General features: G+C 64.0%; 32 protein-coding genes and 2 pseudogenes. 18 read left to right on the plus strand and 16 right to left on the minus strand.

What is annotated here, in order from left to right; all coding sequences use genetic code 11:
* Positions 1–8 precede the first annotated feature (8 nt).
* The 5 genes from ACP7AD_RS03580 to ACP7AD_RS03600 form a co-directional block, all read right to left on the minus strand.
* Positions 9–1,064, minus strand: a complete 1,056-nt coding sequence (locus ACP7AD_RS03580) for a tRNA-dihydrouridine synthase (RefSeq protein ID WP_426144483.1) — start codon at positions 1,062–1,064, stop codon at positions 9–11.
* 38 nt (positions 1,065–1,102) lie between these two features.
* Positions 1,103–2,356: a methyltransferase gene (locus ACP7AD_RS03585; RefSeq protein ID WP_426144482.1), complete on the minus strand. Its 1,254-nt coding sequence runs from the start codon at positions 2,354–2,356 to the stop codon at positions 1,103–1,105.
* 148 nt (positions 2,357–2,504) lie between these two features.
* A complete protein-coding gene (locus tag ACP7AD_RS03590; RefSeq protein WP_426144481.1) occupies positions 2,505–3,116 on the minus strand; it encodes a DNA-3-methyladenine glycosylase in 612 nt (203 codons plus the stop codon).
* Positions 3,117–3,338: 222 nt separating this feature from the next.
* Positions 3,339–4,283: a DUF808 domain-containing protein gene (locus tag ACP7AD_RS03595; RefSeq protein ID WP_426144480.1), complete on the minus strand. Its 945-nt coding sequence runs from the start codon at positions 4,281–4,283 to the stop codon at positions 3,339–3,341.
* A gap of 144 nt (positions 4,284–4,427) precedes the next feature.
* Positions 4,428–4,793, minus strand: a complete 366-nt coding sequence (locus tag ACP7AD_RS03600) for a DUF883 family protein (protein ID WP_426144479.1) — start codon at positions 4,791–4,793, stop codon at positions 4,428–4,430.
* A 249-nt stretch (positions 4,794–5,042) separates the two neighbouring features.
* Between ACP7AD_RS03600 and ACP7AD_RS03605 the strand changes: the two genes are divergently transcribed.
* Positions 5,043–5,228, plus strand: coding sequence for a hypothetical protein (locus tag ACP7AD_RS03605; RefSeq protein ID WP_426144478.1), 186 nt, complete (start codon positions 5,043–5,045; stop codon positions 5,226–5,228).
* A 276-nt stretch (positions 5,229–5,504) separates the two neighbouring features.
* Positions 5,505–5,990, plus strand: a complete 486-nt coding sequence (locus ACP7AD_RS03610; RefSeq protein ID WP_426144477.1) for a SagB/ThcOx family dehydrogenase — start codon at positions 5,505–5,507, stop codon at positions 5,988–5,990.
* Here the strand turns inward: ACP7AD_RS03610 and ACP7AD_RS03615 are convergent.
* Complete coding sequence (locus ACP7AD_RS03615; protein ID WP_426144476.1) at positions 5,971–6,492, minus strand: GNAT family N-acetyltransferase; 522 nt, start codon at positions 6,490–6,492, stop codon at positions 5,971–5,973. The two genes, ACP7AD_RS03610 and ACP7AD_RS03615, sit on opposite strands and share 20 nt — an antisense overlap.
* A 137-nt stretch (positions 6,493–6,629) precedes the next feature.
* Between ACP7AD_RS03615 and ACP7AD_RS03620 the strand changes: the two genes are divergently transcribed.
* The 3 genes from ACP7AD_RS03620 to ACP7AD_RS03630 are packed head-to-tail and all read left to right on the plus strand — an operon-like array spanning position 6,630 to position 9,058.
* Complete coding sequence (locus ACP7AD_RS03620; RefSeq protein WP_426144475.1) at positions 6,630–6,953, plus strand: 2Fe-2S iron-sulfur cluster-binding protein; 324 nt, start codon at positions 6,630–6,632, stop codon at positions 6,951–6,953.
* A gap of 45 nt (positions 6,954–6,998) precedes the next feature.
* Positions 6,999–7,772, plus strand: a complete 774-nt coding sequence (locus ACP7AD_RS03625) for a c-type cytochrome (protein ID WP_426144872.1) — start codon at positions 6,999–7,001, stop codon at positions 7,770–7,772.
* Complete coding sequence (locus ACP7AD_RS03630; RefSeq protein WP_426144474.1) at positions 7,769–9,058, plus strand: c-type cytochrome; 1,290 nt, start codon at positions 7,769–7,771, stop codon at positions 9,056–9,058. Before ACP7AD_RS03625 ends, ACP7AD_RS03630 begins: the two co-directional genes overlap by 4 nt.
* Before the next feature lie 18 nt (positions 9,059–9,076).
* On the opposite strand, the pseudogene ACP7AD_RS03635 reads toward ACP7AD_RS03630, so the two are convergent.
* Positions 9,077–9,825, minus strand: a pseudogene (locus ACP7AD_RS03635) (MFS transporter).
* 274 nt (positions 9,826–10,099) lie between these two features.
* On the opposite strand from ACP7AD_RS03635, the gene ACP7AD_RS03640 reads away from it, so the two are divergent.
* From ACP7AD_RS03640 to ACP7AD_RS03655, 4 genes are all read left to right on the plus strand, one after another.
* A complete protein-coding gene (locus ACP7AD_RS03640) occupies positions 10,100–10,243 on the plus strand; it encodes a hypothetical protein (protein WP_196862713.1) in 144 nt (47 codons plus the stop codon).
* A 7-nt stretch (positions 10,244–10,250) separates the two neighbouring features.
* Positions 10,251–10,568, plus strand: coding sequence for a VF530 family DNA-binding protein (locus ACP7AD_RS03645; RefSeq protein WP_426144473.1), 318 nt, complete (start codon positions 10,251–10,253; stop codon positions 10,566–10,568).
* 77 nt (positions 10,569–10,645) lie between these two features.
* Complete coding sequence (locus ACP7AD_RS03650) at positions 10,646–11,254, plus strand: pseudouridine synthase (RefSeq protein WP_426144870.1); 609 nt, start codon at positions 10,646–10,648, stop codon at positions 11,252–11,254.
* Between the two features lie 54 nt (positions 11,255–11,308).
* Positions 11,309–12,067, plus strand: coding sequence for an SDR family NAD(P)-dependent oxidoreductase (locus tag ACP7AD_RS03655; RefSeq protein WP_426144472.1), 759 nt, complete (start codon positions 11,309–11,311; stop codon positions 12,065–12,067).
* A 7-nt stretch (positions 12,068–12,074) separates the two neighbouring features.
* Here the strand turns inward: ACP7AD_RS03655 and ppk2 are convergent, their stop codons facing one another.
* From ppk2 to ACP7AD_RS03680, 5 genes are all read right to left on the minus strand, one after another.
* Positions 12,075–12,992, minus strand: a complete 918-nt coding sequence (gene ppk2, locus ACP7AD_RS03660) for a polyphosphate kinase 2 (RefSeq protein ID WP_426144471.1) — start codon at positions 12,990–12,992, stop codon at positions 12,075–12,077.
* A 200-nt stretch (positions 12,993–13,192) separates the two neighbouring features.
* Positions 13,193–13,432, minus strand: a complete 240-nt coding sequence (locus tag ACP7AD_RS03665; RefSeq protein WP_426144470.1) for a YdcH family protein — start codon at positions 13,430–13,432, stop codon at positions 13,193–13,195.
* A gap of 24 nt (positions 13,433–13,456) precedes the next feature.
* The gene (locus ACP7AD_RS03670) at positions 13,457–13,903 is read right to left on the minus strand and encodes a universal stress protein (RefSeq protein ID WP_426144469.1); all 447 of its coding nucleotides are present in this window, start codon (positions 13,901–13,903) and stop codon (positions 13,457–13,459) included.
* 18 nt (positions 13,904–13,921) lie between these two features.
* A complete protein-coding gene (locus ACP7AD_RS03675) occupies positions 13,922–14,203 on the minus strand; it encodes a DUF427 domain-containing protein (RefSeq protein WP_426144468.1) in 282 nt (93 codons plus the stop codon).
* The gene (locus ACP7AD_RS03680) at positions 14,184–14,492 is read right to left on the minus strand and encodes a hypothetical protein (RefSeq protein WP_426144467.1); all 309 of its coding nucleotides are present in this window, start codon (positions 14,490–14,492) and stop codon (positions 14,184–14,186) included. The genes ACP7AD_RS03675 and ACP7AD_RS03680 overlap by 20 nt, the downstream gene beginning before the upstream one ends.
* On the opposite strand from ACP7AD_RS03680, the gene hemN reads away from it, so the two are divergent.
* Positions 14,491–15,882 carry an oxygen-independent coproporphyrinogen III oxidase gene (gene hemN / locus ACP7AD_RS03685; RefSeq protein WP_426144466.1) on the plus strand — a complete coding sequence of 464 codons (1,392 nt, stop codon included), beginning with the start codon at positions 14,491–14,493 and terminating at the stop codon, positions 15,880–15,882. The genes ACP7AD_RS03680 and hemN overlap by 2 nt on opposite strands.
* 113 nt (positions 15,883–15,995) lie before the next feature.
* Positions 15,996–16,553, plus strand: a complete 558-nt coding sequence (locus ACP7AD_RS03690; RefSeq protein WP_426144465.1) for a YaeQ family protein — start codon at positions 15,996–15,998, stop codon at positions 16,551–16,553.
* Positions 16,554–16,567: 14 nt separating this feature from the next.
* Here ACP7AD_RS03690 and ACP7AD_RS03695 read toward each other — a convergent pair whose 3' ends face one another.
* On the minus strand, positions 16,568–17,485 hold the full coding sequence (locus ACP7AD_RS03695; RefSeq protein ID WP_426144464.1) for an ion transporter: 918 nt from the start codon (positions 17,483–17,485) through the stop codon (positions 16,568–16,570).
* Between the two features lie 182 nt (positions 17,486–17,667).
* Entirely contained in the window at positions 17,668–19,428 is a 1,761-nt protein-coding gene (locus ACP7AD_RS03700) for a long-chain fatty acid--CoA ligase (protein WP_426144463.1), read from the minus strand.
* A 222-nt stretch (positions 19,429–19,650) separates the two neighbouring features.
* On the opposite strand from ACP7AD_RS03700, the gene ACP7AD_RS03705 reads away from it, so the two are divergent.
* The 7 genes and pseudogenes from ACP7AD_RS03705 to ACP7AD_RS03735 all read left to right on the plus strand — a co-directional run bounded on the left by ACP7AD_RS03705 (position 19,651) and on the right by ACP7AD_RS03735 (position 24,485).
* Positions 19,651–20,076: a hypothetical protein gene (locus tag ACP7AD_RS03705; RefSeq protein WP_426144462.1), complete on the plus strand. Its 426-nt coding sequence runs from the start codon at positions 19,651–19,653 to the stop codon at positions 20,074–20,076.
* A 114-nt stretch (positions 20,077–20,190) separates the two neighbouring features.
* The gene (locus tag ACP7AD_RS03710; protein ID WP_426144461.1) at positions 20,191–20,523 is read left to right on the plus strand and encodes a hypothetical protein; all 333 of its coding nucleotides are present in this window, start codon (positions 20,191–20,193) and stop codon (positions 20,521–20,523) included.
* Between the two features lie 8 nt (positions 20,524–20,531).
* Positions 20,532–21,728, plus strand: a complete 1,197-nt coding sequence (locus ACP7AD_RS03715) for a hypothetical protein (protein ID WP_426144460.1) — start codon at positions 20,532–20,534, stop codon at positions 21,726–21,728.
* A gap of 41 nt (positions 21,729–21,769) precedes the next feature.
* Positions 21,770–23,161: a multicopper oxidase family protein gene (locus ACP7AD_RS03720; RefSeq protein WP_426144459.1), complete on the plus strand. Its 1,392-nt coding sequence runs from the start codon at positions 21,770–21,772 to the stop codon at positions 23,159–23,161.
* Between the two features lie 37 nt (positions 23,162–23,198).
* Positions 23,199–23,684, plus strand: a pseudogene (locus tag ACP7AD_RS03725) (cupredoxin domain-containing protein); the annotation flags it as partial.
* A gap of 96 nt (positions 23,685–23,780) precedes the next feature.
* On the plus strand, positions 23,781–23,999 hold the full coding sequence (locus ACP7AD_RS03730; RefSeq protein ID WP_426165993.1) for a copper-binding protein: 219 nt from the start codon (positions 23,781–23,783) through the stop codon (positions 23,997–23,999).
* A 24-nt stretch (positions 24,000–24,023) separates the two neighbouring features.
* Positions 24,024–24,485: a DUF411 domain-containing protein gene (locus tag ACP7AD_RS03735; RefSeq protein ID WP_426144458.1), complete on the plus strand. Its 462-nt coding sequence runs from the start codon at positions 24,024–24,026 to the stop codon at positions 24,483–24,485.
* A gap of 218 nt (positions 24,486–24,703) precedes the next feature.
* On the opposite strand, the gene ACP7AD_RS03740 is transcribed toward ACP7AD_RS03735, so the two are convergent.
* Positions 24,704–25,156: a DUF302 domain-containing protein gene (locus tag ACP7AD_RS03740; protein ID WP_426144457.1), complete on the minus strand. Its 453-nt coding sequence runs from the start codon at positions 25,154–25,156 to the stop codon at positions 24,704–24,706.
* 183 nt (positions 25,157–25,339) lie between these two features.
* Complete coding sequence (locus ACP7AD_RS03745; RefSeq protein WP_426144456.1) at positions 25,340–25,780, minus strand: hypothetical protein; 441 nt, start codon at positions 25,778–25,780, stop codon at positions 25,340–25,342.
* Between the last annotated feature and the right edge of the window lie 17 nt (positions 25,781–25,797).

The raw sequence follows: 25,797 nt of genomic DNA on the forward strand, positions 1-25,797 counted from the left end.
GACACACGTCATGACACTTTTCCAATGAAGTCTGCTGTCGCGCAAACCGATGAGATAGCTTTAACGGCTGCTTTGGGTAATGACGCGGCATCAACAAACTGCGCCTGCAGCATTCCCGCCAGCCAGGCATCGATCAGCGCCGGGTCATTCACCGTCCTGATCTGTTGGTAAGCGATTTCGGCTTCGGGAAAACGCCGGCGCAAAAAGTTCAGCCACTGCTTGAGCCGGCCGGCGCGTGAGCGGGCGTCCAGCCGGGTGCAAACGACGTGCCAGAACTCGGCCAGCAAGGGCAGCAGTTCGGGCCAGGCGATTCCTGCCGACAGCGCATCCGTTGCCGAGCCATTCATTGACGCCTTGATCGCCAGCCCCAACCCCGGATCAGTGACCACGCCGCGCCCCAGCATTAGCATGTCGCAGCCCGAGGCTTCGCGGCAGCGGCGCGCATCATGGACCGTCCAGATTTCACCGTTGGCGACCACCGGAATGCGCACGGCGGCGCGGATGTCGGCGATGCGTTCCCAGTACGCTGGCGGGCGGTAGGCCTGCGCCTTGGTGCGGGCATGCACCACCAGCTCGTCGGCGCCGCCGCCGGCAATCGCCAGCGCGCACTCCACCGCGCGCGAGTCGTCGTTGAAACCCAGCCGCATTTTGGCCGACACCGGCATGTCGGCCGGCACGGCACGGCGCACGGCGGCGACGATGTCGAAAATGATCTCGGGCGTTTCCAGCAGCAAGGCGCCGCCGCCATGGCGGTTCACTATGTTTGCCGGGCAACCAAAGTTCAGGTCGATACCGGCCGGTCCCAGTCCGGCCAGCCGCGCGGCGTTTTCAGCCAGGCAGGCAGGGTCGGAGCCAAGCAGCTGGGCGCGCACCGGCACGCCGGCCAGGGTGCGGCTGCCGTTGTGCAGCTCGGGAACGATGCGGGTGAAGACGCGCTCGGGCAGCAGCTGGTCGGTGATGCGGATGAATTCGGACACGCAGCGGTCAATGCCGCCGACCCGCGTCAGGATGTCGCGCAGCACAAAGTCGAGCAGCCCTTCCATGGGCGCGAGCAGGATGGTCACGGGCTCGCCAGCGTGCAAAGGGGGAGCTTCAAGCCGCTTCAGGCCGCGACCAGGCGCCACAGCGACGTGACTTCGGCGGCGCGCGCCTTGTGCAGCGGGTTGCTGGTGTCGGCCGCCTTCGGGTGTTCGGGCTTGGCGTCGATACGGCCCGCTACCTTCAGTCCGCTGGCCTTGATGGCGGTGAGCAGCTCGGCGCGCGTGCGCAAGCCCAGCTGCTCGGCAAAATTGGACAGGATCAGCCAGCCTTCGCCACCGGGCGCCAGGTGCGCGGGCAAGCCCTTAAGGAAACCGAGCAGCATGCGGCTGTCTTCGTCGTACACCGCGCCTTCGAGCGGTGAGCCGGGACGCGCCGGCAGCCACGGCGGGTTGCAGACGATGACCGACGCCAGCCCTTCGGGATACAGGTCGGCTTCCATGACCTTGACCGGGTTCGGCAGGCGCAGCCGGTAGATGTTTTCACGGGCGCAGGCCAGCGCGCGCGGGTCTAGGTCGGTGGCGACGACCTGGTCCACTTCCGGACGCAGCGCCAGCACGGCCGACAGCACGCCGGTGCCGGTGCCGATGTCAAAGGCGACAAACTTCGAGCCGGGGCTGACGGGCAAGGGGGCGTTGGCCACCAGATCGACGTACTCGCCGCGCACCGGGGAAAACACGCCGTAGTGCGGGTGGATGCGGTTGTTCGGCGCTTTGCCCAGGGCCGGGATTTCCACACCTTTCTTGCGCCACTCGTGCGCGCTGATCACGCCCATCAACTCGCGCAGCGACGCCACGCTGGGCTGGGCATCTTCGCCGGGCGGCCCCCAAGCTTCGGCGCAGGCTTGTTTCGCATCGGGCGCACGGCGCAGCTCAACGCCGTAGTCAGCGCCAAACTCGATCAGCACCATGCCCAGCACACGAGCGCGCTGCGACTGCGCTTGGCGGTGCAGGTGAAAATCCTGGCCAGCCGGCACGCCGGAGATGGCGTTGTCGGCGGCTTTCTTGGTCGCGACCCGGGCCAGCTTGGACGCCTTGGGCGGCTTGTCGATGCGCCGGGCCAGCGCCTGCACCATCTGCCGGGCGTTCTGGAAATCGCCGCGCCAGAGCAGGCCGGTGCCTTCGCAGGCCAGCCGGTAGGCGGTGTCGGCGGCCATGGTGTCGTCGGCCTCGACGATGCGCCGGGGCGGCGCGGCGCCGCGTTCGGAACGCCAGAGCGCCGAATGCGCCACGCCGGCTTCTTTCCACTCGATCAGGGTTGAAGCCGGGGCGGCGGTGTCAGGCAGCGCGGTGGAAGTGACGGAAAAGAAGGTAGGCATGGGCAACGCAGTCAGAAATATCAGAAAGAAAAGAGCACGTGTTTTAACAGATGGCCGGCGCTTTCCCGACAAAAAAACCCCTGCCGCCCGCATTTCTTAAGCAAAACAGGGCTTTTGCGCACACGGGACGTGCGCAACCAGCTATCAATTAAATAGCATTCTGGCGAAACGGCCGGCTCAGGAAACGCGAACCCGCCAGCCCGAAGCGCCAGGGCCGGTCAACGGCTTTTGAAATGCCAATGCGCGGCCCGGCCACCACGCTTGGCGCCAGCCCCGGCCCGGCGGGGAACAGCGCGAACGGCGGCTCGGCCAGCAGCAGGCCGTTGAAACTGCGGTCAATGCCCAGCGCCTGCCCCAGCCGGCCCGGGCCGGCACAGAGCAGGCGAACATCGTCCAGCCCGCGCCGCTCGCGCATGCGCTCCAGTCCGTCGGTGGGCTCGATGGCGCGCAGCAGCACCCCGGCGCCGTGCCCGGCTTCGCGGCAGACAAGGTTCATGCACCAGTGAATGCCGTAGGAGCGGTACACATAAATGCAGCCCGGCGGGCCAAACATGGCCGCGTTGCATTCGCTGGGGCCGCCAAAGCTGTGCGAGGCCGGATCTGCGCCGTCGTAGGCCTCGGTCTCGACGATGACACCGCCCACGCCATCGACCAGCAGCCGCATACCGATCAACTGGCGCGCCACGGTGTCGCTGACGGCCGAAAAATCTATTCCGGCAATGAGAGAAATTGGCTTGATGGCAATGGGTGAATGTTGCAATGCAGCCCCTGATAAAAAAACCCGCCATGGCAAAAAGCCCGTGCGGCGGTCAGCACGGATTGCGTGCCAGCAGAACAAAAAAACCGCGCCATAGGATTTGTCTTCCAGGCTGTCGGACAAAGAGAACAGCTCGGGTTGATGTCAGCAAGACCGGCAGCGCCAGACTTGTCAACCATCAGCTTTCCAGGGACCGCCTGAAGGTTGGGAGAGGCTGCGCGGCGTTCAATGCGCGCCTGGCTTCATGCGCTTGAAGGCCGTGACCGCCAGCAAGACGATGGCGCCGGCCACGATTCCCACGACGGCGTCGATGGCCAGCGGCGCCAGGGCGCCCAGCACACCGCCAATGCCGTTGACGTCGCTGGCCCATTGCGTGGCGACGTCAACAGCATGGTGCAGGAACGGGAAACCATGCGTCAAAATACCGCCGCCGACCAGAAACATCGCAGCGGTGCCGGCAATCGACAGGAACTTCATCAGCCACGGGGCTGAAAGCAGGATGCCGCGCCCCAGGCTTTGCTGAAAACGGCTCCACGCCCCGGCGCCCGGACGCTGGCTCAGGTAGAGCCCGCCGTCGTCAAGCTTGACAATGCCGGCCACCAGGCCATAGACCCCGGCCGTCATGACCAGGGCAATGCCGCTTAACACCATCAACTGGGTCGTGAAAGGGCTGTCCTGCACCGTGCCGAGCGTGATGGCGATGATTTCCGCCGACAAGATGAAATCCGTGCGGATCGCGCCCTTGATCTTGTCTTTTTCCACCTGTCGCAGGTCCACCGCCGGATCGGCCAGTGCGCTGACCAGCCTTTCATGCTCAGCCGCCTGCTCGGCAGAACTGTGCATGAATTTGTGCGCCAGCTTTTCAAAGCCTTCAAAGCACAGGAAAGCGCCGCCGACCATCAGCAGCGGCGTGACCAGCCACGGGGCAAACGCGCTGATCGCCAGCGCCGCCGGCACCAGAATGGCCTTGTTGATGAAGGAACCCCTGGCAACCGCCCAGACCACCGGCAATTCGCGCTCCGCCTTGACGCCTGAAACCTGCTGCGCATTCAGGGCCAGGTCGTCGCCGAGGACGCCGGCGGTTTTCTTGGCAGCCACCTTGGACAGCAGGGCCACATCGTCCAGCACGCTGGCAATGTCATCGATCAGGGCTAGAAGGCTGGTGGCCATGGGTTTTCAGGGCGTGCGGCGACACGACGGGGTTAAGGAAAAAAAGGAAACAGAAAAACGCAATCGTTCCGAATGCTGGCACAGCAAAAAACCGCCCTCAGGCGGTTTTCAGTTCCGGGCATCGGCGCATGGGCCCGGTATTGATCAGTGCGCTGTCAGGCGGCCGATAATAAAGCCCAGCGCCAGCGCCATGCCAACGGCTTCCAGCGGCTTGTCCTGAATCCAGGATTTTGAACACTCCACGGCACGTCCGGACGCTTCGGACGCCCGTGTGGCCTGCTCGGAAACACGGTCGGCGACGTGGGTCGCGCCGCTGGAGAGCCGGTTGACTGCCTCATGCGCCACGCTGGTGACACGTGCAACGGTGTCAATCGCAGGATCGACCATCTTGTCGATGGAACTGTGCAGCGCCGAGCCCGCCGATTCCACGCCGCGCTTTAGCGCGCCGCCGTCGGTGGTGTTGGTGTTGCCAGCGCTGGGATCGCCGGGGTATGAAGTCGTGTGTTCCATCTTGTTTCCTTTAAAAATTCAGCAGTTTCGAATCTTGCCGACAGGCGGTGCCGTGCAGAAACCACGCCACATGGGCTTGAAAGTCCAGTTTAAGCGGGGCTGCACTTCACCGCCTGTGCGGCGCCGCAGAGAGCCCTTGTAGGACAGAAAAGACAAACTCTGCCCAGCTGAAACCGAGACAGATTTGGGCCAATAATCCACTGCCGACACATGGCGCCAACCGGCCGCGCCAAAACCCGGAGGAACCCCATGCATCATTTTTCAAATTCCGCCCTTCAGAACCACCACGCAGGCGCTGCCGGCCACACCCTGCCCCGCAAGGGACCGGGCGAGGAGGCAGATGAAGACGAAGAAGGCCTGGAACTGCCGGTGAATCCCGACCAGGGAACGCCGCTGATTCCGGACGAGGAAGGCGAGGTCACGGCACCGACCTGACGCCGGCGCGAACGCCGGACCTTGGCGTCGCGTTTTGCACGAAATCGCGCGACGCCGGTGTGCTTCAGGGTTTCCCTCAACTGCTTTTCATGAAAGTGCTTGATCAAAAGCAAGTCCCGACGAGCTTGTTGCCATAGCATGGACATGTTGCTGTCGCAAAAAAGGAAGCCATGAACACACTGACCAAACTGGCAATGGGGATGATCGGCCAGCTCAAGCCGCAGCCAGCGCCATTCGGAGCGCGAGTTTTCGCCTTCACCGCTGGACCATCAGGTCTTGTCCGATCTGCTTTGGGCGGCAGCGGGCGTCAACCGGCCCGATGACGAGGGACGCACAACGCCCAGCGCGATGAATTCGCAGGAAATCGAGGTCTATGTGGCCTTGCCCGAGGGCCTGTACCGCTACGAGTCTTCCAGCCATGTGCTGTACCTGATCAGCGCGACCGATGTGCGGCGCGTGACGGGCTATCAGGACTTTGTCGACCAGGCGCCACTTGACCTGATTTTTGTCGCCGACCATTCGCGCATGACGGCGGTGCCTGCGGCAAACCGCGAATCGTATGCATCCGTGGCGGCAGGCGCCATGGCGCAATCCGTCTATCTGTTCTGTGCATCGGCCGGGCTGGGAACGGTGATTCGTGCCTGGATGGACCGCCAGGCGCTGTCCGAAGCCATGGGACTGCAAGCCGACCACCAGATACTGCTGTCGCAAACCGTCGGCTGGCCGACGGCGGCAGCTGGCGTCAGTCCACCGCCCGCTTGAGGCGCAACTCTTCGAGTTTTACGCTGCCAAAATCGACCGTCTTGAGCGACGGCATTTCACGCTTGAAGCCGGCGGCATGTTCGCAAAACTCCAGTGCGCGCTCGTTGCCCAGCAGCACCCACAAAGTGACCTGCGTGCAGCCTTCATCCTTCAGGCCGTCGCGCGCGCCGTCCCACAGCTGCAGGCCCACGCCCTTTCTCCAGTGCTCGGGCGCCACGTAGAGGGCCCAGATTTCGCCGACGGTCGAGCGGGTCTTGGCATCGCGCGAACGGTCGAAGCCGACGAAGCCGACGATCTCGTCGCCTTGCGTGGCCACCAGCACCTGCGGCTCGCTGTACTCGATGGCTTCGCGCCAGTAAGCCTGGCGCTTGTCCACCGTCATCTTGGCCAGGTAGTCCTCGGGCATCAAATCCTTGTAGGCGGCTTGCCAGGTGGCAACATGGATTTCGGCAATGGCTTTGGCATCACGGGCAAAGGCGGGACGGACTGAATAGCTGGACATAGGAGAAATCGCTTGTGAAAGTCAGGGGAATGCTCAAAAGGCCGGATTGTCGCGCAATTCGAATACGGCGCCCAAAGGGCTTGGGTTAAATTCAACCTTTTGCCTTGCGCCGACACGCTACCCCCACCCATCACGCCATGCCAGAACGCAAACCGACAGCCATAGCCCCGGCAGACCCCGCCGGCCTTGTCTTCAGCGCGCGCATCGCCGGCGGCGACTCGGTGTTTGAAGCGCCTGCGGCGCTGCCGCTGCTGCTCGCCGCCGAGCAGGCCGGCGTGTGGCTGCGGGGCAGTTCATGCCGCAACGGCACCTGCCGCGCCTGCGTGTGCCGGCTGGTCAGCGGCCAGGTGGTGTACCGCATCGACTGGCCGGGGCTGAGCCTGGATGAAAAACGCGAGGGTTTCATCCTGCCCTGCGTGGCGCATCCCGCATCCGACGTGGTGATTGAAGCGCTTTTCTGACCCCGAACAAACGCCTGCAGGCTGAGGCATGATTCCCACATGAAGATGACCCGACTGCAAACCCTGGCGCGCCGACTCGCTACGCCCGCCCTGATAGGCTGCGGCTTGCTGGCCACGGGCGCCAGTGCAGCCGCCGCCGCCCCGCCGTTCGAGGACACCATGGCCCAGCGCACACTGGCCTGCACCGCCTGCCATGGTCCGCAAGGCCGCGCCGCGCCCGACGGCTACTACCCGCGCCTGGCCGGCAAGCCGGCCGGCTACCTGTACAACCAGCTGCTCAATTTCCGCGAAGGCCGGCGCCACTACGGCCTGATGACCCGGCTGATCGATCCGCTGAGCGACGCCTACCTGCTGGAGATGGCGCAGTATTTCGCCAGCCTGGACGTGCCCTACCCGGCGCCGCTGCCGCCCCAGGCGCCCGCTGCGGTGCTGCGCCGGGGCGAGCAAGTCGTCATGCATGGCGACCGCGGCCGCAAGCTGCCCGCCTGCATCCAGTGCCACGGCCAGGCCATGACCGGCGTGGCGCCTGCGGTGCCGGGCCTGCTTGGGCTGCCGCGCGACTACCTCAATGCGCAGCTTGGCGCCTGGAAGGCCGGCCAGCGCCGCGCCCATGCTCCTGACTGCATGCAGGACGTCGTGGCCCGCCTGAGCCTGGAAGACATCAACGCGGTGGCCAGCTGGATTGCCGCCCAGCCGCTACCGGCCGATACCCGCGCGGCCAGTTCGCCACCCGCCAAAGCGCCGGGCAGCGACCCCCTGCGCTGCGGCAGCGCGGCACTGCCGGCGTCCGGCATGCCTGAGATGAAAGCGCAACCATGAAGACAAGGGCCCGATTTGCACTGGGCATCGCCGTGCTGGTGCTTGGCGCCGCGGCCGCCATCTGGGCGCTCAATGTGCGCGACGAGGTCGATCTCAAGGCCACGGCAGCTTTTGCCCCCTCCGACAGCCTGATCGCGCGCGGCGCTTACCTGGCCACGGCCGGCAACTGCATGGGCTGCCACACCGCGCGCGGCGGCGCCAGCTATGCCGGCGGGCTGGGCATTGCGACGCCCTTCGGCACGGTGTTCACCTCCAACCTCACGCCTGATGCCAATACCGGTATCGGCAGCTGGTCGTCGGCGCATTTCTGGCGCGCCCTGCACAACGGACGCTCCAAAAGCGGCCGCCTGCTGTATCCAGCCTTTCCCTACACCAGCTACACCCAGGTGACGCGCGAGGATTCGGACGCGATCTTTGCCTTCCTGCGCAGCCAGCCTGCGGTGAACCAGCCGAACCGGTCGCACGCGCTCGGTTTTCCCTTCAGCTCGCAGGCCGCGCTCGCCGTCTGGCGCGCGCTGTACTTCAAGCCCGGCGTGTACCAGCCAGACACCCGCCGCGATGCCGAATGGAACCGGGGCGCCTACCTGGCCAGAGGACTGGGCCATTGCAGCGCCTGCCATTCGCCGCGCGATGCGCTGGGCGGCAGCCGCCAGAGCCTGGCGCTGGCCGGCGGGCTGATCCCGATGCAGAACTGGTACGCGCCGTCGCTGACCTCGCCGCACGAGGCCGGCGTGAGCGACTGGGACCGTGAGCGCATCGTGCAACTGCTCCAGACCGGCGTGGCGCCGGGCACCTCGGTCAGCGGACCGATGGCCGAGGTGGTGCTGCGCAGCACCCAGCACCTGACGGACCAGGACCTGAGCGCCATGGCGAACTTTCTCAAGGCGCTTCCCGGCGCAAGCCCGGCGCCTGAAAAAACCGCCCTGCCCCGCCCCGCCCCGCCGTCATCGAGCACTGACAAAACCGCGAAACTGTACGAGCAGCATTGCGCGCAGTGCCACGGTGCGCAGGGCGAAGGCATTGCCAATGCCTATCCGCCGCTGGCCGGCAACCGGGCGGTGACGATGGCCGCCGCCGACAACCTGGTGCAGATGGTGCTCAACGGCGGCTTTGCGCCGGCAACAGTGGGCAATCCCCGGCCCTTTGGCATGCCGCCTTTCGTGCTGGTGCTTGGCGACAGCGAGGTGGCCGGCCTGATCAGCCATATCCGCACTTCGTGGGGCAACCAGGCCGGCGCCGTCACGCCGCTGGAAGTCAACCGCGTTCGGGCCAACCAGGCGCATTGAGCGCCCACCGCCAGGTTTTTATCTTGGCGCTGGCGGGTCGGTCATGCGGTCGCGGTTGGCGAGCGCCGGAAAGCCCTTGAGCCAGAGCACGGCCACCAGCAGCGTCCCGATGCCGCCCGCGACCACCGACCCGACCGGCCCGAGCAGCGCCGCCGTGGCGCCAGATTCGAATTCGCCGAGCTGGTTCGACGCGCCGATGAACACCGAATTGTCAGCGCCACCGACAGCAGCAGGGCGCCCGCCGCCGGCGCCCCGCGCAGCAAGCCCAGACCCCAGGGCCCGACATGCACGATGCCTTTGGCAAACATCGGCAGCAAGGCTGTGGCGCGCGGCAGCATCACCGCCGGCACCAGCATCGGCGTCAGGGCCTGCTGCGCCGGCATCTGGAAGGTGCGTGCCACGCCCAGCATGACCGACACACCAAGCAGCAACTCGCGCGACACCCAGCCGCTTGATGCGCCCCAGCCCTGCGTCGCGGCCACCAGGAGCAGCGCCACGCCGCCTTGCGTCAGCAGGCAGGCCGCCACGATATGCGCCCGGTTCAGCCGGTCGGCCACATGCCCGGCCACCAGTGTCAAGAGCAGCGCAGGCGCGAACTGGTACAGGCCGACCAGCCCCAGGTCCCAGGCGCTGCCGGTCAGCTCGTACATCTGCCAGCCGACGGCAACCATCAGCATCTGGTTGCCGGTGGTGCCGAACAGTCGGGAAAACCACATGCGCATGAAGGCGCGCTGGCGGGTGAGTTCGGCAAAGCTGTGCATGGGCATGGGGCCGGGAGCTTACCAGCGGGCCGCTTCTCCAAACCCGTGAAGGCCAGCATTCACAGCCACCTGTTGCTATATATTAAATAGCTGCTAACGTATTCTGTGTATGCGTAAACGACCTTTTTTACATAAAACCAAACCCATTCGCTCTCATTCTGGCTCGCGGCGGACCCACCAAAACCGCACGCATCACCCTGTCCGAAATGATTGACCGGACGCACCGGCCACGTATAAAGTTGCACTGATAATTCAAGCATCAACTTAATGGAGAAACGACATGGCAAAAGGTCAACAGAACAACGACAAGATGGTCAAAAAACCCAAGAAAGACAGCTCGCCGCCCAAGCTGGTGTCGCCCGACGCGGTTCGCCCGACCGTGGTGACGCAGGTTCCGATTCGCGGCAAGCTGAAGAATAAATAAGCGCCTCATGGTGCTTCCCGCAGGTCCTTCCACCGCACTTGCGCCAGAGCCTGCCCCGGCAGGCGGCCAGCCGGGCAACCCGCTGCACGGCGTCAAGCTCGAAACCATCGTCACCGCGCTGGCCGCCCACTACGGCTGGGAGGGCCTGGGCCAGCGCATCAACATCCGCTGCTTCACCAGCGAGCCCAGCGTGGCGTCGAGCCTGAAATTCCTGCGCAAGACGCCCTGGGCGCGCGAGAAGGTTGAAAGCCTCTACCTTTTCATGCTGCGCGAGGTCCGGCGCACCAGCCCGACCGTTCACAACTTCCCTCCGCCCAAGCCTTGACCCCTGCCCAGGAAATCACTGGCCCCGGCGCGCCTGCGGACCCGCCTTTGCAGATCCTCCATGCCGACGACAGCCTGATGGTGCTTGGCAAGCCCTCGGGCCTGCTTTCCGTACCCGGGCGCGGTATGGACAAGCAAGACTGCCTGAGCCGCCGGGTGCAATCCATCTACTCTGATGCACTGGTCGTCCACCGGCTGGACATGGCCACATCGGGCTTGATGCTGATGGCGCGCGGCGCCGCAATGCAGCGCGCACTGAGCCAGCTGTTCGAGCGCCGCGCGGTCCACAAGCGTTATGTGGCGCTGGTCGATGGCCGGCTGGCGCCCGCATCGAGCGCTGACGGCTGGGGCCTGATCGACCTGCCAATCGCGGTGGACTGGCCGCGCCGCCCGCTGCGCATCATCGACGCCGCCAGCGGCAAGCCCAGCCAGACGCGCTGGCGCAGCCTGGCCTTTGATGATGCGGAAAACCGCACGCGCGTTGAGCTGGAGCCGATCACCGGCCGCTCGCACCAGTTGCGGGTGCACCTGCTGGCGCTGGGCCATCCGATCCTGGGCGATGCGCTGTATGCGCCCGGGGCGGTGCAGGCCCGGTCGCCGCGCCTGCTGCTGCATGCCTGCGCCCTGCGCCTGGTCCATCCGGCAACCGGCGCCCTGCTGTCGTTTGAAAGCCCGCCTGATTTTTAACCGTTCCGGCGTTCGCGCCTGCATGCCGGAACGCCTGGCGCTACCATGCGCTGCATGACGACTCCACACCTTTTCATCCTGACCGGCGGATCGCGCGGCATGGGCCTGTCGATGGCGCGCCAGTTGCTCGCGCCGGGCCACACGCTGCTGTGCATCTCGCGCACTGAATCGCCTGCGCTTGCGCAGCATGCCCGGCAGGCCGATGCCTGTCTGCTCCAGTGGTGCCACGACCTGGCCGACAGCAGCGCGCCGGGCACACGGCTTGAAGGCTGGCTGCGCGAACAGGGCGGCACGGACTGGCACAGCGCCACGCTGATCAACAACGCCGGCGTCATTGCCCACATTGGTCCACTGAGCCAGGCCGACCCAGCCGATCTGGCGCATGCCCTGCGGGTCGGGCTGGAAGCACCGATGCTGCTGACGTCAGCCTTCCTGCGCGCCACCGAAGGCTGGAAGGCCGAACGCAGGGTGCTCAACATCTCGTCGGGCCTGGGCCGCAGGCCAATGGCGTCGCAGGCTGCCTATTGCGCAGCCAAGGCCGGCATGGACCATTTCAGCCGCTGCGTGGCGCTGGAAGAAGCGCTCAAGACCGGTGGCGCAAAAATTTGCTCCCTCGCGCCCGGCGTCATCGACACCTCCATGCAGCTTCAGCTGCGCAGCGCCCCTCGAGACGCTTTTCCCGACCGCGACAGCTTTGCGCGGCTCAAGACCGGCGGCCAGCTGACCGAGCCTGGCGAAGCCGCCCGGCGCGTGCTCGCCTGGCTGGCGCGGCCCGACTTTGGCGCGCAGCCGGTCGCTGACGTCCGGGACTGAAAACCGCTCAATACACCTCGGGCACGACGATGTCCTGCGGCACCGGCTGGCGCACGTAGTCTTCATGGCGGATTCGCGCGGGCAGCACCACGGACGGATGCTGGGTTTCCTGGTAGGGCATTTGCGCCAGCAAGTGGTGAATGCAGTTCAGCCGGGCTTTTTTCTTGTCATCGGCCTGCACCACCCACCACGGTGCCTCGGCAATGTGCGTGCGCTCCAGCATGACTTCCTTGGCGCGGGTGTACTCCTCCCAGCGGCGGCGCGACTCCAGATCCATCGGGCTGAGTTTCCACTGCTTGAGCGGGTCATGGATGCGGCCCAGAAAGCGCAGGTTCTGCTCGTCGTCGGAGATTGAAAACCAGTACTTGATGATCTGCACGCCCGAACTGACCAGCATCTTTTCAAACTCCGGCACGGTGCGGAAAAACTCCTCATACTGCGCGTCAGTGCAAAAACCCATCACCCGCTCGACGCCGGCGCGGTTGTACCAACTGCGGTCAAACAGCACCATCTCGCCGGCGGCGGGCAAATGCGCGACGTAGCGCTGAAAGTACCACTGGGTGCGTTCGCGTTCGTTGGGCGCGGGCAGCGCCGCCACGCGGCACACGCGCGGATTCAGGCGCTGGGTGATGCGCTTGATCACGCCGCCCTTGCCGGCGGCATCGCGCCCTTCAAACAAGATGACCACCTTGTGGCCGCTGGCAATCACCCAGTCCTGCAGCTTGACCAGTTCGCCCTGCAGGCGAAACAGCTCGCGAAAATACTGGCGGCGGCGTTCCTTGTCCTGCGCGCTTGAGGTGATGGGTTCTTCCCCTGTGAGCTGGGCCAGCGTCTGGTCTTCAAGCTCCATCTCCAGCTCTTCGTCGTAGCTGTCGATCAGGTCATTGCGGATTCGCCGCATCACCTCTTCGTCAATTGAATTCATGGCGCGCTCCGGGCACTGCTGGTTAATTTAACAGGCCAGCATAACAATGCGTTGTTTCAGTTTGATGAAAAATTAAAGCCGCCTGCAGGGAAAACGAATGCGGGGTATTTCAGAAGTATTTTGCTTTTTTTATAACATACAACGCATACGTGGCATGCGCAAAGCACTTGTTTGATGCCTCAAGAGTAACCATGGACCGGTCAGTCGGCTTTCAGTATCTGGAAGATCTCGTCCTTGCGTTCGAGCCGCTTTTTCTTCAGCACTTCCAGCGCGTCTACGGCCATGGCGGTCTTGCCCTGCTCATGTTGGGTAATCGTGTGATTGTCGGCATCGTAATGTTCACAAAGGCTTGCGAAATGTGCGTCTGATGCCTTGAGCTGCTTCATTTTTTCAAGGTATTGGGGAAACTCATGCGCCAGATCGTGATTCAACAATTCCATGACAACTCCTTTGAGAACAAAAATTCAGGCGCCTTGATCGCGCACCACCAGCACGGGCAGGTGGGCGTGCGACAACACCTGGGCCGTGACACTGCCAAGGGCCAGTTTCTCCAGCCCCCGGCGGCCGTGCGAGCCCATCACCACCAGGTCGGCATTGAGGGTTTCGGCAGCTTCCAGGATGGCCTGATAAACCGAATGGCCTTCCACGACCGAACCCTTGACAAACATTCCCCGGGCTTCGAAAACCTGCCTGGCCGCGCTGATGGCTTCATTCGCCTCCACCGTGGCGGCACGCAGGTAGTCGGACTGGCCATAAGAAAAATCAGCGCCCCTGTTGGTGAAGACATAAGGGTCAATGACATAGATCAGCGTCACCGAACTCCTGAACGCGCACGCAATGGCCCGCGCTTTGTCGACAGCGTGACGGGCGACGGGCGAGCCGTCGACAGGAACAAGAATGTGCTTGAACATAGGCCCAATTCCTTGACTTCAGGGCTCAATCCGAACGCCTTTCCAGAACGCGACATGCCCCTTGATATTGTCGGCTGCGGGCTTGGGATCGGGGTAATACCAAGCGGCGTCGGTGTTCATTTCGCCGTTGACGAGCAGCGAGTAATAGCTGGCCTGGCCTTTCCACGAACACATGGTGTGGTGGTTGCTGAACGTCACGTGGTCGCGGTTGAGCGAGGTTTCGGGGAAATAATGGTTGCCTTCAAGCACCACGGTGTTGTCGCTTTGGGCAATGACAGCGTCATTCCAGATAGCCTTCATGTTTTTCCTTCCTGATGTTCGATGAATGGTCGCCCAGGGCTGGCGGAATTCGTTTCGCTTGATGCCTGCACGGACTTTGCCAGCCGCATGGCCTTCTTGTAACAGCTAGGCGGCCGGCGCGGCGTAGGATAAGGTGAAATTTGCAAACAATCATTTCCTGCTTGTAAAAATACCGCCGCCCTGACAAACCCCTGACGGCATCCCCGATCTTGCCGCAGACGGCGCCGACGGCAAAAGGCGTTTTAATTTGCGACAAAATCATCCCACCCTTTTTGCCTGGACCTTCCATGACTTCTCCCCTGCCCGATATTGAATTGTCCGAGGAACTGATCCGCAGGTTCGACAAGCTCGGCCCCCGCTATACCTCCTACCCGACCGCCGACCGGTTCCACGCCGGCTTCAACGAGCAGTCGTACCAGGGCCACCTCGCGCAGCGCGCCGGCCAGCCCGGCAACCCGCCGCTGTCGATCTACGTACACCTGCCGTTTTGCGAATCGCTGTGCTACTTTTGCGCCTGCAACAAGATCATCACGAAAGAGCACGGCCGGGTCGCCGAATACCTGCGCTACCTCGACAAGGAAATGGCGCTGGTCGCCGCGCAGATCGGCCCCGACCGCAAGGCGGTGCAGTTGCACCTGGGTGGCGGAACGCCGACTTTTTTCAGCGCCGAAGAACTCGGCCAGCTGATGGACATGCTGCGCCGGCATTTCGACTTCACGCCAGATGCCGAACTGGGCGTTGAAATCGACCCGCGCACCGTCGGCGACGGCACGCTGGCCATGCTCGCCGGGCTGGGTTTCAACCGCAACAGCTTTGGCGTGCAGGACTTTGACCCGGCGGTGCAGCAGGCCGTCAACCGCATCCAGCCGCTGGAAATGGTCGAAAAAGCCGTCGAGGAAAGCCGCAAGGCCGGCTTCGAGTCGATCAATGCCGACCTGATCTACGGCCTGCCCAAGCAGACGCTGACCAGCTTCGGCCACACGCTCGACAGCCTGATCCGCATCGCGCCCGACCGCATCGCGCTGTACAACTACGCGCACCTGCCCCAGCGCTTCAAGGCCCAGCGGCTGATCAACGACAGCGACCTGCCGTCGGCCGAGGAGCGGCTGCAGATTTTCATGATGTCGATGCGGCGCCTGCTGGACGCCGGTTATGTGTACATCGGGCTCGACCATTTTTCAAAGCCCGACGACGAATTGAACAAGGCAAGACTGGGCAAAACCCTGCACCGCAATTTCCAGGGCTACACCACGCGCTCCGAATGCGACCTGATCGGCTTTGGCGTGTCGGCCATCAGCAAGGTTGGCAACTCCTACAGCCAGTCGGTGCGCACCGTCAACGCCTACTACGAGCGGCTCGACCAGGACCGCCTGCCGCTTGAAAAAGGTTTTGAGTTGAGCGCGGACGACGTGCTCAGGCGCGAGATCATCATGACGCTGATGTGCAGCGCGCCGGTTGAGTTTGACGCTGTCAACCGCGACCACGGCATCGACTTCAGCACCTATTTTGCGCACGAGCTGGCGCTGCTCCAGCCGTATCAAGAAGCGGGCCTGATCACCATCGATGCGCAGGCGATCCGGGTCACGCCCAAGGGACGCATGTTTGTTCGCGCCAGCGGCATGGTGTTCGACAAGTACCTGACCCAGCCGACCACAGCGGCCTATTCCAAGCTGATCTGATCGCTCTCTAGGCAACAACGGACGGCAAAAAGGCTGTTCCAATAGGCGGTTTAACGCAAAAACTCCCGGCTGCCTGTCAGGCAGCCGGGCATTGCCACCCGAGAACGATTCCCATGGCCATCAAAGCCACCATTCACAAAGCCCAACTGCAAATTGCCGACATGGACCGCGGCATTTATGGCGACCACAACGTCATCATTGCCCGCCACCCATCCGAAACCGACGAACGCATGATGATCCGCCTGCTGGCGTTCGCGCTGAACGTGCAGGGCGACGACAAGCGCGGCAACCTCGAATTCGCCAAGGACCTGTGGGATGTGGACGAGCCCGCGCTCTGGCACAAGGACTACACCGACGCGGTGCTGCACTGGATCGACGTCGGCCAGCCCGACGACAAGCGCCTGATGCGCGCCGCCGGCCGGGCCGAGCGGGTCACGGTCATCAGCTTTTCCAGCAGCACGCCGGTCTGGTGGAAAGGCATTGAAAGCAAGCTGACCCGCGCCGCCAACCTGGTGGTCTGGCAGATCGAAGCGGCCCAAAGCCAGGCGCTGGCCAAACTCGCCCAGCGCGGCATGCAGCTGCAGATCACGATTCAGGACGGCACGGTGTGGATGAGCACCGGCAGCGAGTCGGTGGAAATCACGCCGCGCCGGCTGACGGCTGGCGGCTGAGCTGTCAAAAGTCGTCAGCTTTCGCGCACAGGTGCGGCCGCTGTTGGAGCTTGTGCCTGGCGCTGATCAGTCGATAGTCTCGCCGCGCAATTGAAGCAGAAATTGGCATGCGGCGCATGGCCCTCGGCCAGGCATGCGCTACAGGTGCGCGCCGCCGATTCAGGAGACATCTTCGTTCGTCGCTGCGCCGCCATTTCGGCGGTGACAATGCCCGTCGGCACGGCCAGCGTGCCCCAGCCCAGCAGCATCATGAAAGATGCAATCAACCGTCCCAGGTCGGTCTTGGGCGTGATGTCACCAAAGCCCACCGTCGTCACCGTGCTGATGGCCCAGTAGACCGACGTCGGTATGCTGGTAAATCCGTTGGCCCGGCCTTCCACCACGTACATCACCGTGCCCAGGACAAGCACCAGCATCACGACTGTGGACAAAAACACCAGGATTTTTCGCCTGCTGGCTGCCAGTGCGCTTCCCAGGGACTGGTATTCAGCCACATATTCGGTGAGCTTGAACACGCGAAACACGCGCAGCAGCCGCAGCACACGCACGTCGATCAACGCGTAGAGTTCCGGAAAAAACAGCGCCAGATAGGTGGGCAGCACGGCCAGCAGGTCAATAATGCCGAAAAAGCTGGTGGCATAGCGCCAGGGATTGCGAATGCATACCAGCCTGGCAATGTATTCAAAGGTAAAAAGCAGTGTAAAAAACCATTCGGCTATTGCAAACGTCCTGGCGTGCATTCGATTGACCGCCTCGACACTGTCGGCCATCACCACGGCAACGCTGAGCAAGATAATGCCGATAAGGACCTGGTCGAACAAGCGGCCGGCCGGTGTATCGGCTTCGAAAATGATCGTGTACCAGCGTAGCCGCCAGCCGCCCAAAGGCTTCAAAGGCACGAACGGGGGTCTTTTTTGAGAGGTAAGGGCCATGGTTGAAGGCAAGTTTCAGGTTTGTACGGGTTCCAGCTTTCAGAATAAACCAAAGCAGACCAGTCGCTGAAGCTGCCAATCCAAAGGGATACCTTCAATTTTCCATGCTGCTATTTTTTTAATAGCTGCTTTCACAGGTGGATATGGCGCAAAAGCCATTTTTCATTCTGAATTTACTGGAATCAGCCCGGCCGGCCTTCAGCCTCCTGCAGCGCGCGCCACATCACCTTGCCCGAGCCGCTCTTGGGCAGCGCATCGACGAACTGGACAACGCGAGGGTATTTATAGGCAGCCATGTGCTCCTTGCACCAGTCGATGATCTCGCGCTCGCTGACCTGGCCCTTGAACTGTTCACGCAGCACCACGACGGCCTTGACCGACTCGCCCCGGTAGGCGTCGCGGGTGGAAATGATGCAGGCCTCCTGAACCGCCGGATGCCTGAACATCAGCGCTTCCACCTCGGCCGGCCAGACCTTGAAGCCCGATGCGTTGATCATGCGCTTGAGCCGGTCGGTGATGAAGAAGTAGCCTTCCTCGTCCACATGCCCCAGGTCGCCCGAGCGAAAGAATTGCTTGTCGTCGATTTCGATGAAGGCGGCTGCAGTGGCCCCGGGCTGCTTCCAGTAGCCCGAGAAGTTCTGCGGCCCGCTCATGATGATCTCGCCCTGCTCGCCCTGCGGCATTTCCTCAAGGGTCAAAGGGTCGATGACGCGCGCCTCGGTGCTCATGAAGGGAATGCCGAGGCATTGCTGCTTGGTGGCGTCGGGCGGGTTGCTGTGCGACGGCGCGGCGGTTTCGGTCAGGCCGTAGCCTTCGGCGAAACGCAGGCCGTATTGCTCCCACAGCCGCTGCGCCACGGCCTGCGGCATGGCCGCGCCGCCGCCGCCGATGTACACCAGGCTGCTCAAATCAAAACTGGCGAAGTTCGGGCTGGCCAGCAGGTCGATCACCATGGTCGGGATGTTGGTCCAGTGCGTCACGCGCCAGCGCGAGATCAGCCGGCCGGCCAGTTCGCGGTCCCAGCGCGGCATGATGACCAGCGTGGCGCCGCCGTAGATCGACGCATGCATCACCGACACCATGCCGGTGATGTGGAACATCGGAATCACCGACAGCACGACGTTCTCGGATGTGCTGTTGCCCCACAGGCCGCTGGCGACGGCGTTGTGCATCAGGCTGGCATGGGTGTGCATGCAGCCCTTGGGCAGGCCGGTGGTGCCGCTGGTGTAGGGCAGCACGGCCAGGTCCTGCGGCGTGGCCGCGTGGTCGGGCAAGTGGCTGATGTCGCTGGCGGCCAGCGCATCGGTCCAGGCCAGCACCGACCCGCCTGGCAGCGCGGGCAGGTCGTGCCGGGTGCCCAGCCAGTCGCGCCAGGATTGCGGCATCGCGTCGTCGCCGTCGGCCGCAGCCGTTTCGCCCTCGAAGGCGTCGCTGTAATGCGTCACGATCAGGTGCGCCAGCCGTTCGGCCGGTGGCAGTTCGCCGCTGGCCTTGGCCAGTTCGGGCGCCAGGTCGGCGGCGGTGATGACGACCTTGACATCGGGGTCGGTGATGTAGTGCTTGAGTTCCTCGGCACGGTTCATCGGGTTGACCGGCACCACCACCGCATCGATCCGCAGGATGGCGAAATGCGCAATCACCCATTGCGGGCAGTTTTGCAGGTTGAGCAGCACCCGGTCGCCCTTTCGCACGCCGAGCCGATGCAGCGTAGCGGCCAGGCGCTCGGCCTGTCGCAGCACTTCGGCATAACTCAGTGCCTGGTCAAAAAACACCAGCGCCGGCTTGTCAGGGAAGCGCAGCGCGCTGACCGCCAGGTTGTGCCACAGGGAAGTTTGCGGCGGCGTGATGCTGCGCGGCAGGCGTTTGGGCCAGAACGGGTAATGCAGGTCGTGGCGCGGCGGCGCGCCGGCTACCGGTTGGTCGGCGGTTGAAGAACGGGTCAAGGCAGTACTCCAGGCTGAATAAGGTCCGCTCAGGCTAACCCGAGTCCGGGCGCGGCGCATTCGGGTCGCTGCTGATGGCAGCGCGCTTTTTGTCGCATGCGTGACGCCGCGCCCAGGCGGCCGGTCAGGCGTTCAATCCAGCCGCCACGCAAGCCAGCGCGGCTCACGGCTGGAATGGCTGGAAATTCGATAAAACCCCGCCTGGCCGGAACCTTTTCCGCCATGGCCTATCATTTACCCCTGCGCGCCCTGCTCTTCGTCCTCATGATCGCCCTGCTGCTTGTGCGCGACTGGACGGGCGACGTGATGGCCAATGACATGGCGCTGGCTTCGCTGCAACACCCGCACCAGCCCCAGCAATCCACTACCAAAATAATAGCTACTTACGCCCACAGGAAAAGCGCAGAAGCCCATTTTGACCATGAATCGGCAATGCCGGCGGCACATGAGTGCGCAGGGCACGCGGCGGATGGCGCGGACGGGCATTGCCCATCCTGCGACGTCTGCCAGGCGTGCCACAGCGTCGCGCTCACCCCGGCGGCCGGGGGCGCAGCGCCGGTTTTCGGTTCACGCATCCAGCCCCACGCCAAAGCTGCACGCTTCGCCAGCGCCGAAGCCGCGCCCGGCCACAAACCACCCATTTCCTGACGCCCAGGCCCGTATTGGGCCTGTACTTGCCAGCGGCACGGTCTTTTTCAAAGACCGGCATGCCGCCCACCGGCGATGCCCCGCATCGCCCCGCTCGTATTTCAGGAGACTTTTGTGAACATCCCTTTCTTGTCGAACGTACCCGCCCGGCTGGCGCTGATGGCCGTGGCCTGTGTCGCCCCGGCGCAGGCCGCCCCTTATCCCCAACTCGACCCGCAGCCAACCACGCTGGCTGCCAGCGCCGACACGCCGGTTCAGGCCGCGCTGTTCCGCTCGGCGTTTGCCGGCGTTCCCACGGGGGTGGAACAAACCCGTGTGGACTGGAAAAAAGCCAATGCCGATGTCGGCCAGTTCCAACGCGGCCATGCCGATCTTTTGAAATGGGAGCAGGAGCAGGCCAAAGCCGCCAATCCCCCATCCAGCCCAGCCCCTGCCCCCACCCGTTAAGGCGTGCCATGAACCTATTCTTGAACCCACGCGCCACCCCGGCGCAACGCCTGGGCGCCGTTGCCAGTTTGATACTGGCCCTAACCGGACACGCGGCGCTGGCGGCCACGCCCGAGCTTGACGGCGGCGTGACCGCTCTGCAGCAACTCGCCGCTGGCAGGGCTGTCGGACTGGGCAGCGCCACCGTGCCGATTGCCCGCCCCGGCGTGGACGCCACGGCAGAGGTCAACGAACTGCTCAAGGCGCCCTTGAGCGCCGAAGCGGCCGTGCGCATCGCCCTGCTGAACAACCCTGGCTGGCAGGCGTCGCTGGCCGGTGCAGGCGTCAGTATTTCAGACACGGTGCGCGACAACCACCCGGCCAAACTCAAGGCGCGGCAAGACCTGACGCTGCTGTCCGCCCAGGCGCGCAAGGCGTGGATCACGGCGGTGGCCGCCGCCCAGGGCGCGGCCACCATGCTGCAGGCGCAGGAAACGGCGCAAGCCGCAGGCGAGCTGAGCCGGCGCATGACGCAGGTCGGCAACCTGAGCAAACTGCAGCAGGCCAAGGACCAGCTGATGCTGTCCGAAGCCACGCTGCAACTGGCCAAAGCGCAGCAGGTCGCGTTCAATGCGCGTGAACAGCTCATCACCCTGCTCGGCCTGTGGGGCGGGCAGACCGGCTTCACGCTGCCCGCCGAGCTGCCCGCGCTGCCGCCGCAGGCGCAGGACATGCCCGACGTGGAAAGCCGGGCGGTGCGCGAGCGCATGGAGCTGCGCACGGCCCAGGACCAGTGGCAGCGCCAGCGGGCCAGCAAGCCGCGTCCGGCCAGCGCCGATGCGCTGTGGGACGCGATGGGCGACGCCGCCGGGGTGCGCGCGCTGGCGGTCAGCACGCGCAGCGAAGCGCGGCAGGTTTACAACAACTACCGCACGGCTTACGACGTGGCGCGCCACTACCAGAGCGAAGTGCTGCCGCTGCGCAAGTTCATCAACGACGAGACGGTGCTGCGCTACAACGGCATGCTGCTCAGCGTGTTCGACCTGCTGGCCGACACCCGCGCGCAGGCGCTCAGCGCCAGCAGCGCGATGGATGCCCAGCGCGATTTCTGGCTGGCCGAGGCCGACCTGCAGACCCTGCTGGCGGGCGCGCCGGTGGCGTTGCCGTCCGGCGCTCAGGCGTCCAGCCCTTCGGGCACCGCAGCCGCTGGCGCTGGCGCGCACTGAACCCGCACCGCCACAACCATCAAAATCTCAAGGATTTCTCCATGAATCGACGCAATTTTTTCAACGGCGCGGCGCTCACGGCCGTGGTCGCCGCCTCGGTCATCCGGGTGGCACTGGCCGCCCTGCCCGAGCCGGTCCTGATGAGCGGGGCGGACACTGCGCCGCCGCTGGTGCCGCCGAGCGGCCGGCCTTACAACCCGGTCGTCACCCTGAACGGCTGGACCCTGCCCTGGCGCATGAACAACGGCGTGAAGGAGTTTCACTTGGTGGCCGAGCCGGTGGTGCGCGAGATGGCGCCCGGCTTCAAGGCCCACATGTGGGGCTACAACGGCCAGAGCCCCGGCCCGACGATTGAAGTCGTCGAAGGCGACCGGGTGCGCGTGTTCGTCACCAACCGGCTGCCCGAGCACACCAGCGTCCACTGGCACGGCCAGCGCCTGCCCAACGGCATGGACGGCGTGTCCGGCCTGACGCAACCGGCCATTCCGGTCGGCAAGACCTTTGTCTATGAGTTTGTGGCCCGGCGCCCCGGCACCTTCATGTATCACCCGCATGCCGACGAAATGACGCAGATGGCCATGGGCATGATGGGTTTCTGGGTCACGCATCCGAAGGCGAAACATCCGCTGATCGACGAGGTGGACCGCGATTTCGTGTTTTTACTCAGTGCCTACGACATCGACCCCGGTACCATGACGCCGAAAATCATGACCATGCTGGACTTCAACCTGTGGACCTGGAACAGCCGCATCTTTCCGGGCATTGACACGCTCAACGTGCGCCTGGGCGACAAGGTGCGCATCCGCATCGGCAACCTGACCATGACCAACCACCCCATGCACTTGCACGGCCACGAGTTCAAGGTCACTGGTAGCGACGGCGGACCGTGGCCGCTGGCCGCGCGCTGGCCCGAAGTCACCACCGATGTCGCTGTCGGACAGATGCGGCAGCTTGAATTTCTGGCCGACGAGGAAGGCGACTGGGCTTTTCACTGCCACAAGAGCCACCACACGATGAACGCCATGGGCCACGCCATTCCGACAACGATTGGCGTGGACCATCGCGGGCTGGTCGGCAAGCTGCAAAAAGCCATGCCCGACTACATGGTGATGGGCGAGCGCGGCATGGCCGACATGGGTGCCATGGAAATGTCTATTCCCGAGAACACCGCGCCGATGATGACCGGCACCGGCCCCTACGGCAGCGTGGAAATGGGCGGCATGTTCAGCGTGCTCAAGGTGCGCAAGGGCCAAAAGCCCGGCGACTACAAAAACTCCGGCTGGTATAAGCAGCCCACCGGAACCCGCGCCTTTGAATGGACCGGCGCCCTGCCCGATCCGGCGCGCAGGCAGGCCAGCGCGGCCACGCCCGCCCCGGCAGGCCCGCAGACCGAAGTGCAAATCCGCAAGCCCACGGGCCACGCGGGCCATTGATTTTCCCAGCCACTTACCTTCAACCCAAGGAAACACCATGAAGACGACTATCAAAACTATAGCTTCTTGCGCCCTGCTGGCCTGCGCAACAGCCACTTTTGCCGCAGGAAACCACGCGGGCGGGCATGCACACGGCCCGGCCAGCGCGCCAGCCATTGGCGAAGCCGGCGTGGCCGCCAACGTCACGCGCACCGTGGAGGTGGACATGAGCGACGCGATGCGCTTTACCCCCGCCGCCATTCAAGCCAAGCAAGGCGAGACGATCCGCTTCGTGGTGAAAAACAGCGGCAAGCTCCGCCACGAGTTCGTCCTGGGCACGGAAAAAGACCTCAAGGCGCACTACGAAGTGATGAAAAAGAACCCGCACATGGAGCATGCCGACGACAACATGCTCAGCGTGGCGCCCGGCCAGAGCGCCGAGTTGCTGTGGCGTTTCACCCAGGCGGGAACGGTGGATTTTGCCTGCCTGCATCCGGGCCACTATGATGCCGGCATGAAAGGCAAGGTTGCCGTCGCCGCCAGCGGCCAGTCCGCCAAGCCCGCCATGGGCATGGGCGGCATGGCCAAGGTGAGTGACGTGGCCAGTCCGGCCCCGAAAATGGACATGATGGGCATGGACATGAGCAGCGGCGAGGTGAAGAAAATTGACAAGGAAGCGCAAAAAATCACCCTCAAGCACGGCCCCATCAAAAACCTCGACATGCCGGGCATGACGATGGTGTTCAAGGTCGTGGACCCGTCTTTGCTGGACAAGGTCAAGGCCGGCGACCAGGTGAAATTCACCGCCGAACACCAGGGCAGCGCCATGGTCGTCACGGCGATTGAAACCGCCAAATAACGGTACGCCTGCAAGGAACACCCGATGAAAAGACGATTTCTGCTTCAAACCCTCGCCAGCCTGGCGGGCACTGCCCTTGCGCCCGGCCTGATGGCGCAAACCCGGCCCCGGGTCGAAGTCTGGAAAGACCCGGACTGCGGCTGCTGCAAGGACTGGATCAGCCACCTGGAGGCCAACGGCTTTCAGGTCAAGGTCCACGACAGCGGCAACGCGGCCGCCCGCGCCCGGCTGGGCGTGCCTGAAAAGATGGGTTCCTGCCACACCGCGCAGGTCGGCGGCTATGCGATTGAAGGCCATGTGCCGGCCCGCGACATCCGGCGGCTGCTGAAGGAGCGCCCCAAGGCCGTGGGCCTGGCCGTGCCGGGCATGCCGGTCGGCTCGCCGGGTATGGACGGGCCTGCCTACCAGGGCCGCAAGGACCCGTATGACGTGCTGCTGATCCAGGCGGACGGCGGCAGCCGGGTGTACCAGAGCTACCGCGACTGAACTTGACCTGGCCCGCTTGCGGCGGCGCGCTCAGATGCGTCTGTTGCGCAGCCGCAGGGCGTTGCCTATGTCAAGGTCGCGCTTTGGATCAGCTTGTCGCTCAGGCCGCGCTGTGCGTATCCAGCACGACAGCAAACCACCAGCGCCGACCCATCCTGCATGCTCTTGCTCAAACCATGCAGCAACCTGCTGTAGAAAAAAAGCTTTTGCGCTTAAATTCAGCCCGTGGCCAGCGCGGCGCACACGCGTTGCAGTCGCTCGCCGGCCTCGCGGGCGACCGTTGCTACTTCCGGGTTGTCAGTCACTTGAAGCATCGCTATCGGGTCAATGAGGCCGACCGTCACCTTGCCGTCGGCATCCTGACGCACGACTACATTGCACGGCAGCAACAGGCCGATATCAGGTTCAGCCATCAGGGCGCGGTGAGCCAGCGCGGGATTGCAGGCGCCGAGAATGCGATGTGCCGGAACATCGATGCCGAGTTTGTTTTTCATCGTTGCCTGCACGTCGATCTCGGTCAAGATGCCGAAACCCTCATTCTTCAGCGCAGCGCTCACCCGTTCGGCAGCGGCCGCGAAGTCGGTCTTTCCAAGATGGGCGTGAAACCCGTACGACGGGGATTGGGGCTTCGCATTGACCTCGGACTGTAGGGTTCGGTCGTTAGAGGGCATGGTCTTTTCCTTTCAAGGATGGTTAACTGTCCGGGCATCAGATTCCAGTGCAGTCAGCAGCAACCGCTGTCGCCCGTGCTGGCGTTGCGGGACAAAAAGCAAGCCCCCCATGGTTTTTGGCGACTTGCCCGCGAGATTCCCATCAACGTCCAACATCGACGGAAAAGGCAAGCTTGGGCGCCTTTACTTGACGGGTGCCGCTGGCATCCGGTCCATCATCATTTTCATCATGGCCTGCATCATTTCCATGCGCTTTTCCATCATCTGATGACGCGCGCCCATGTCGCCAGCCGTGCCGTGCATGCCTTTCATGTCGCCCATTCCTTTCATGCCGCCCATGCCAGCGCCGGGCATGCTGTCCATCATGGCCATGCCGTCCTGCATGGTTTTCATGTGCTCGGCCATCAGTTGGCTGCGCTCTTCCGGGGCCTTGGCGTTCATCATCTTTTCATGCATGGCCTGCATGGTTTTCATGTGGGCATCCATCTTGGCCATGTGGTCGGGTGTGGCCATGCTGCCGGCAGGCGCAGCGCCCATGGGCATGCCCGGAGCAGTGTTGCAGGCCACCAAGGCGCTGGTGGCGGCGAGGGCCAGGGCGAGGGGAACGAATCGAAAACGGGTCATGAAAAACTCCTGGTTGA

This window comes from Polaromonas sp. DSP2-3-2b2 (assembly GCF_049895905.1).
Taxonomy (GTDB): Bacteria; Pseudomonadota; Gammaproteobacteria; order Burkholderiales; family Burkholderiaceae_C; genus Polaromonas.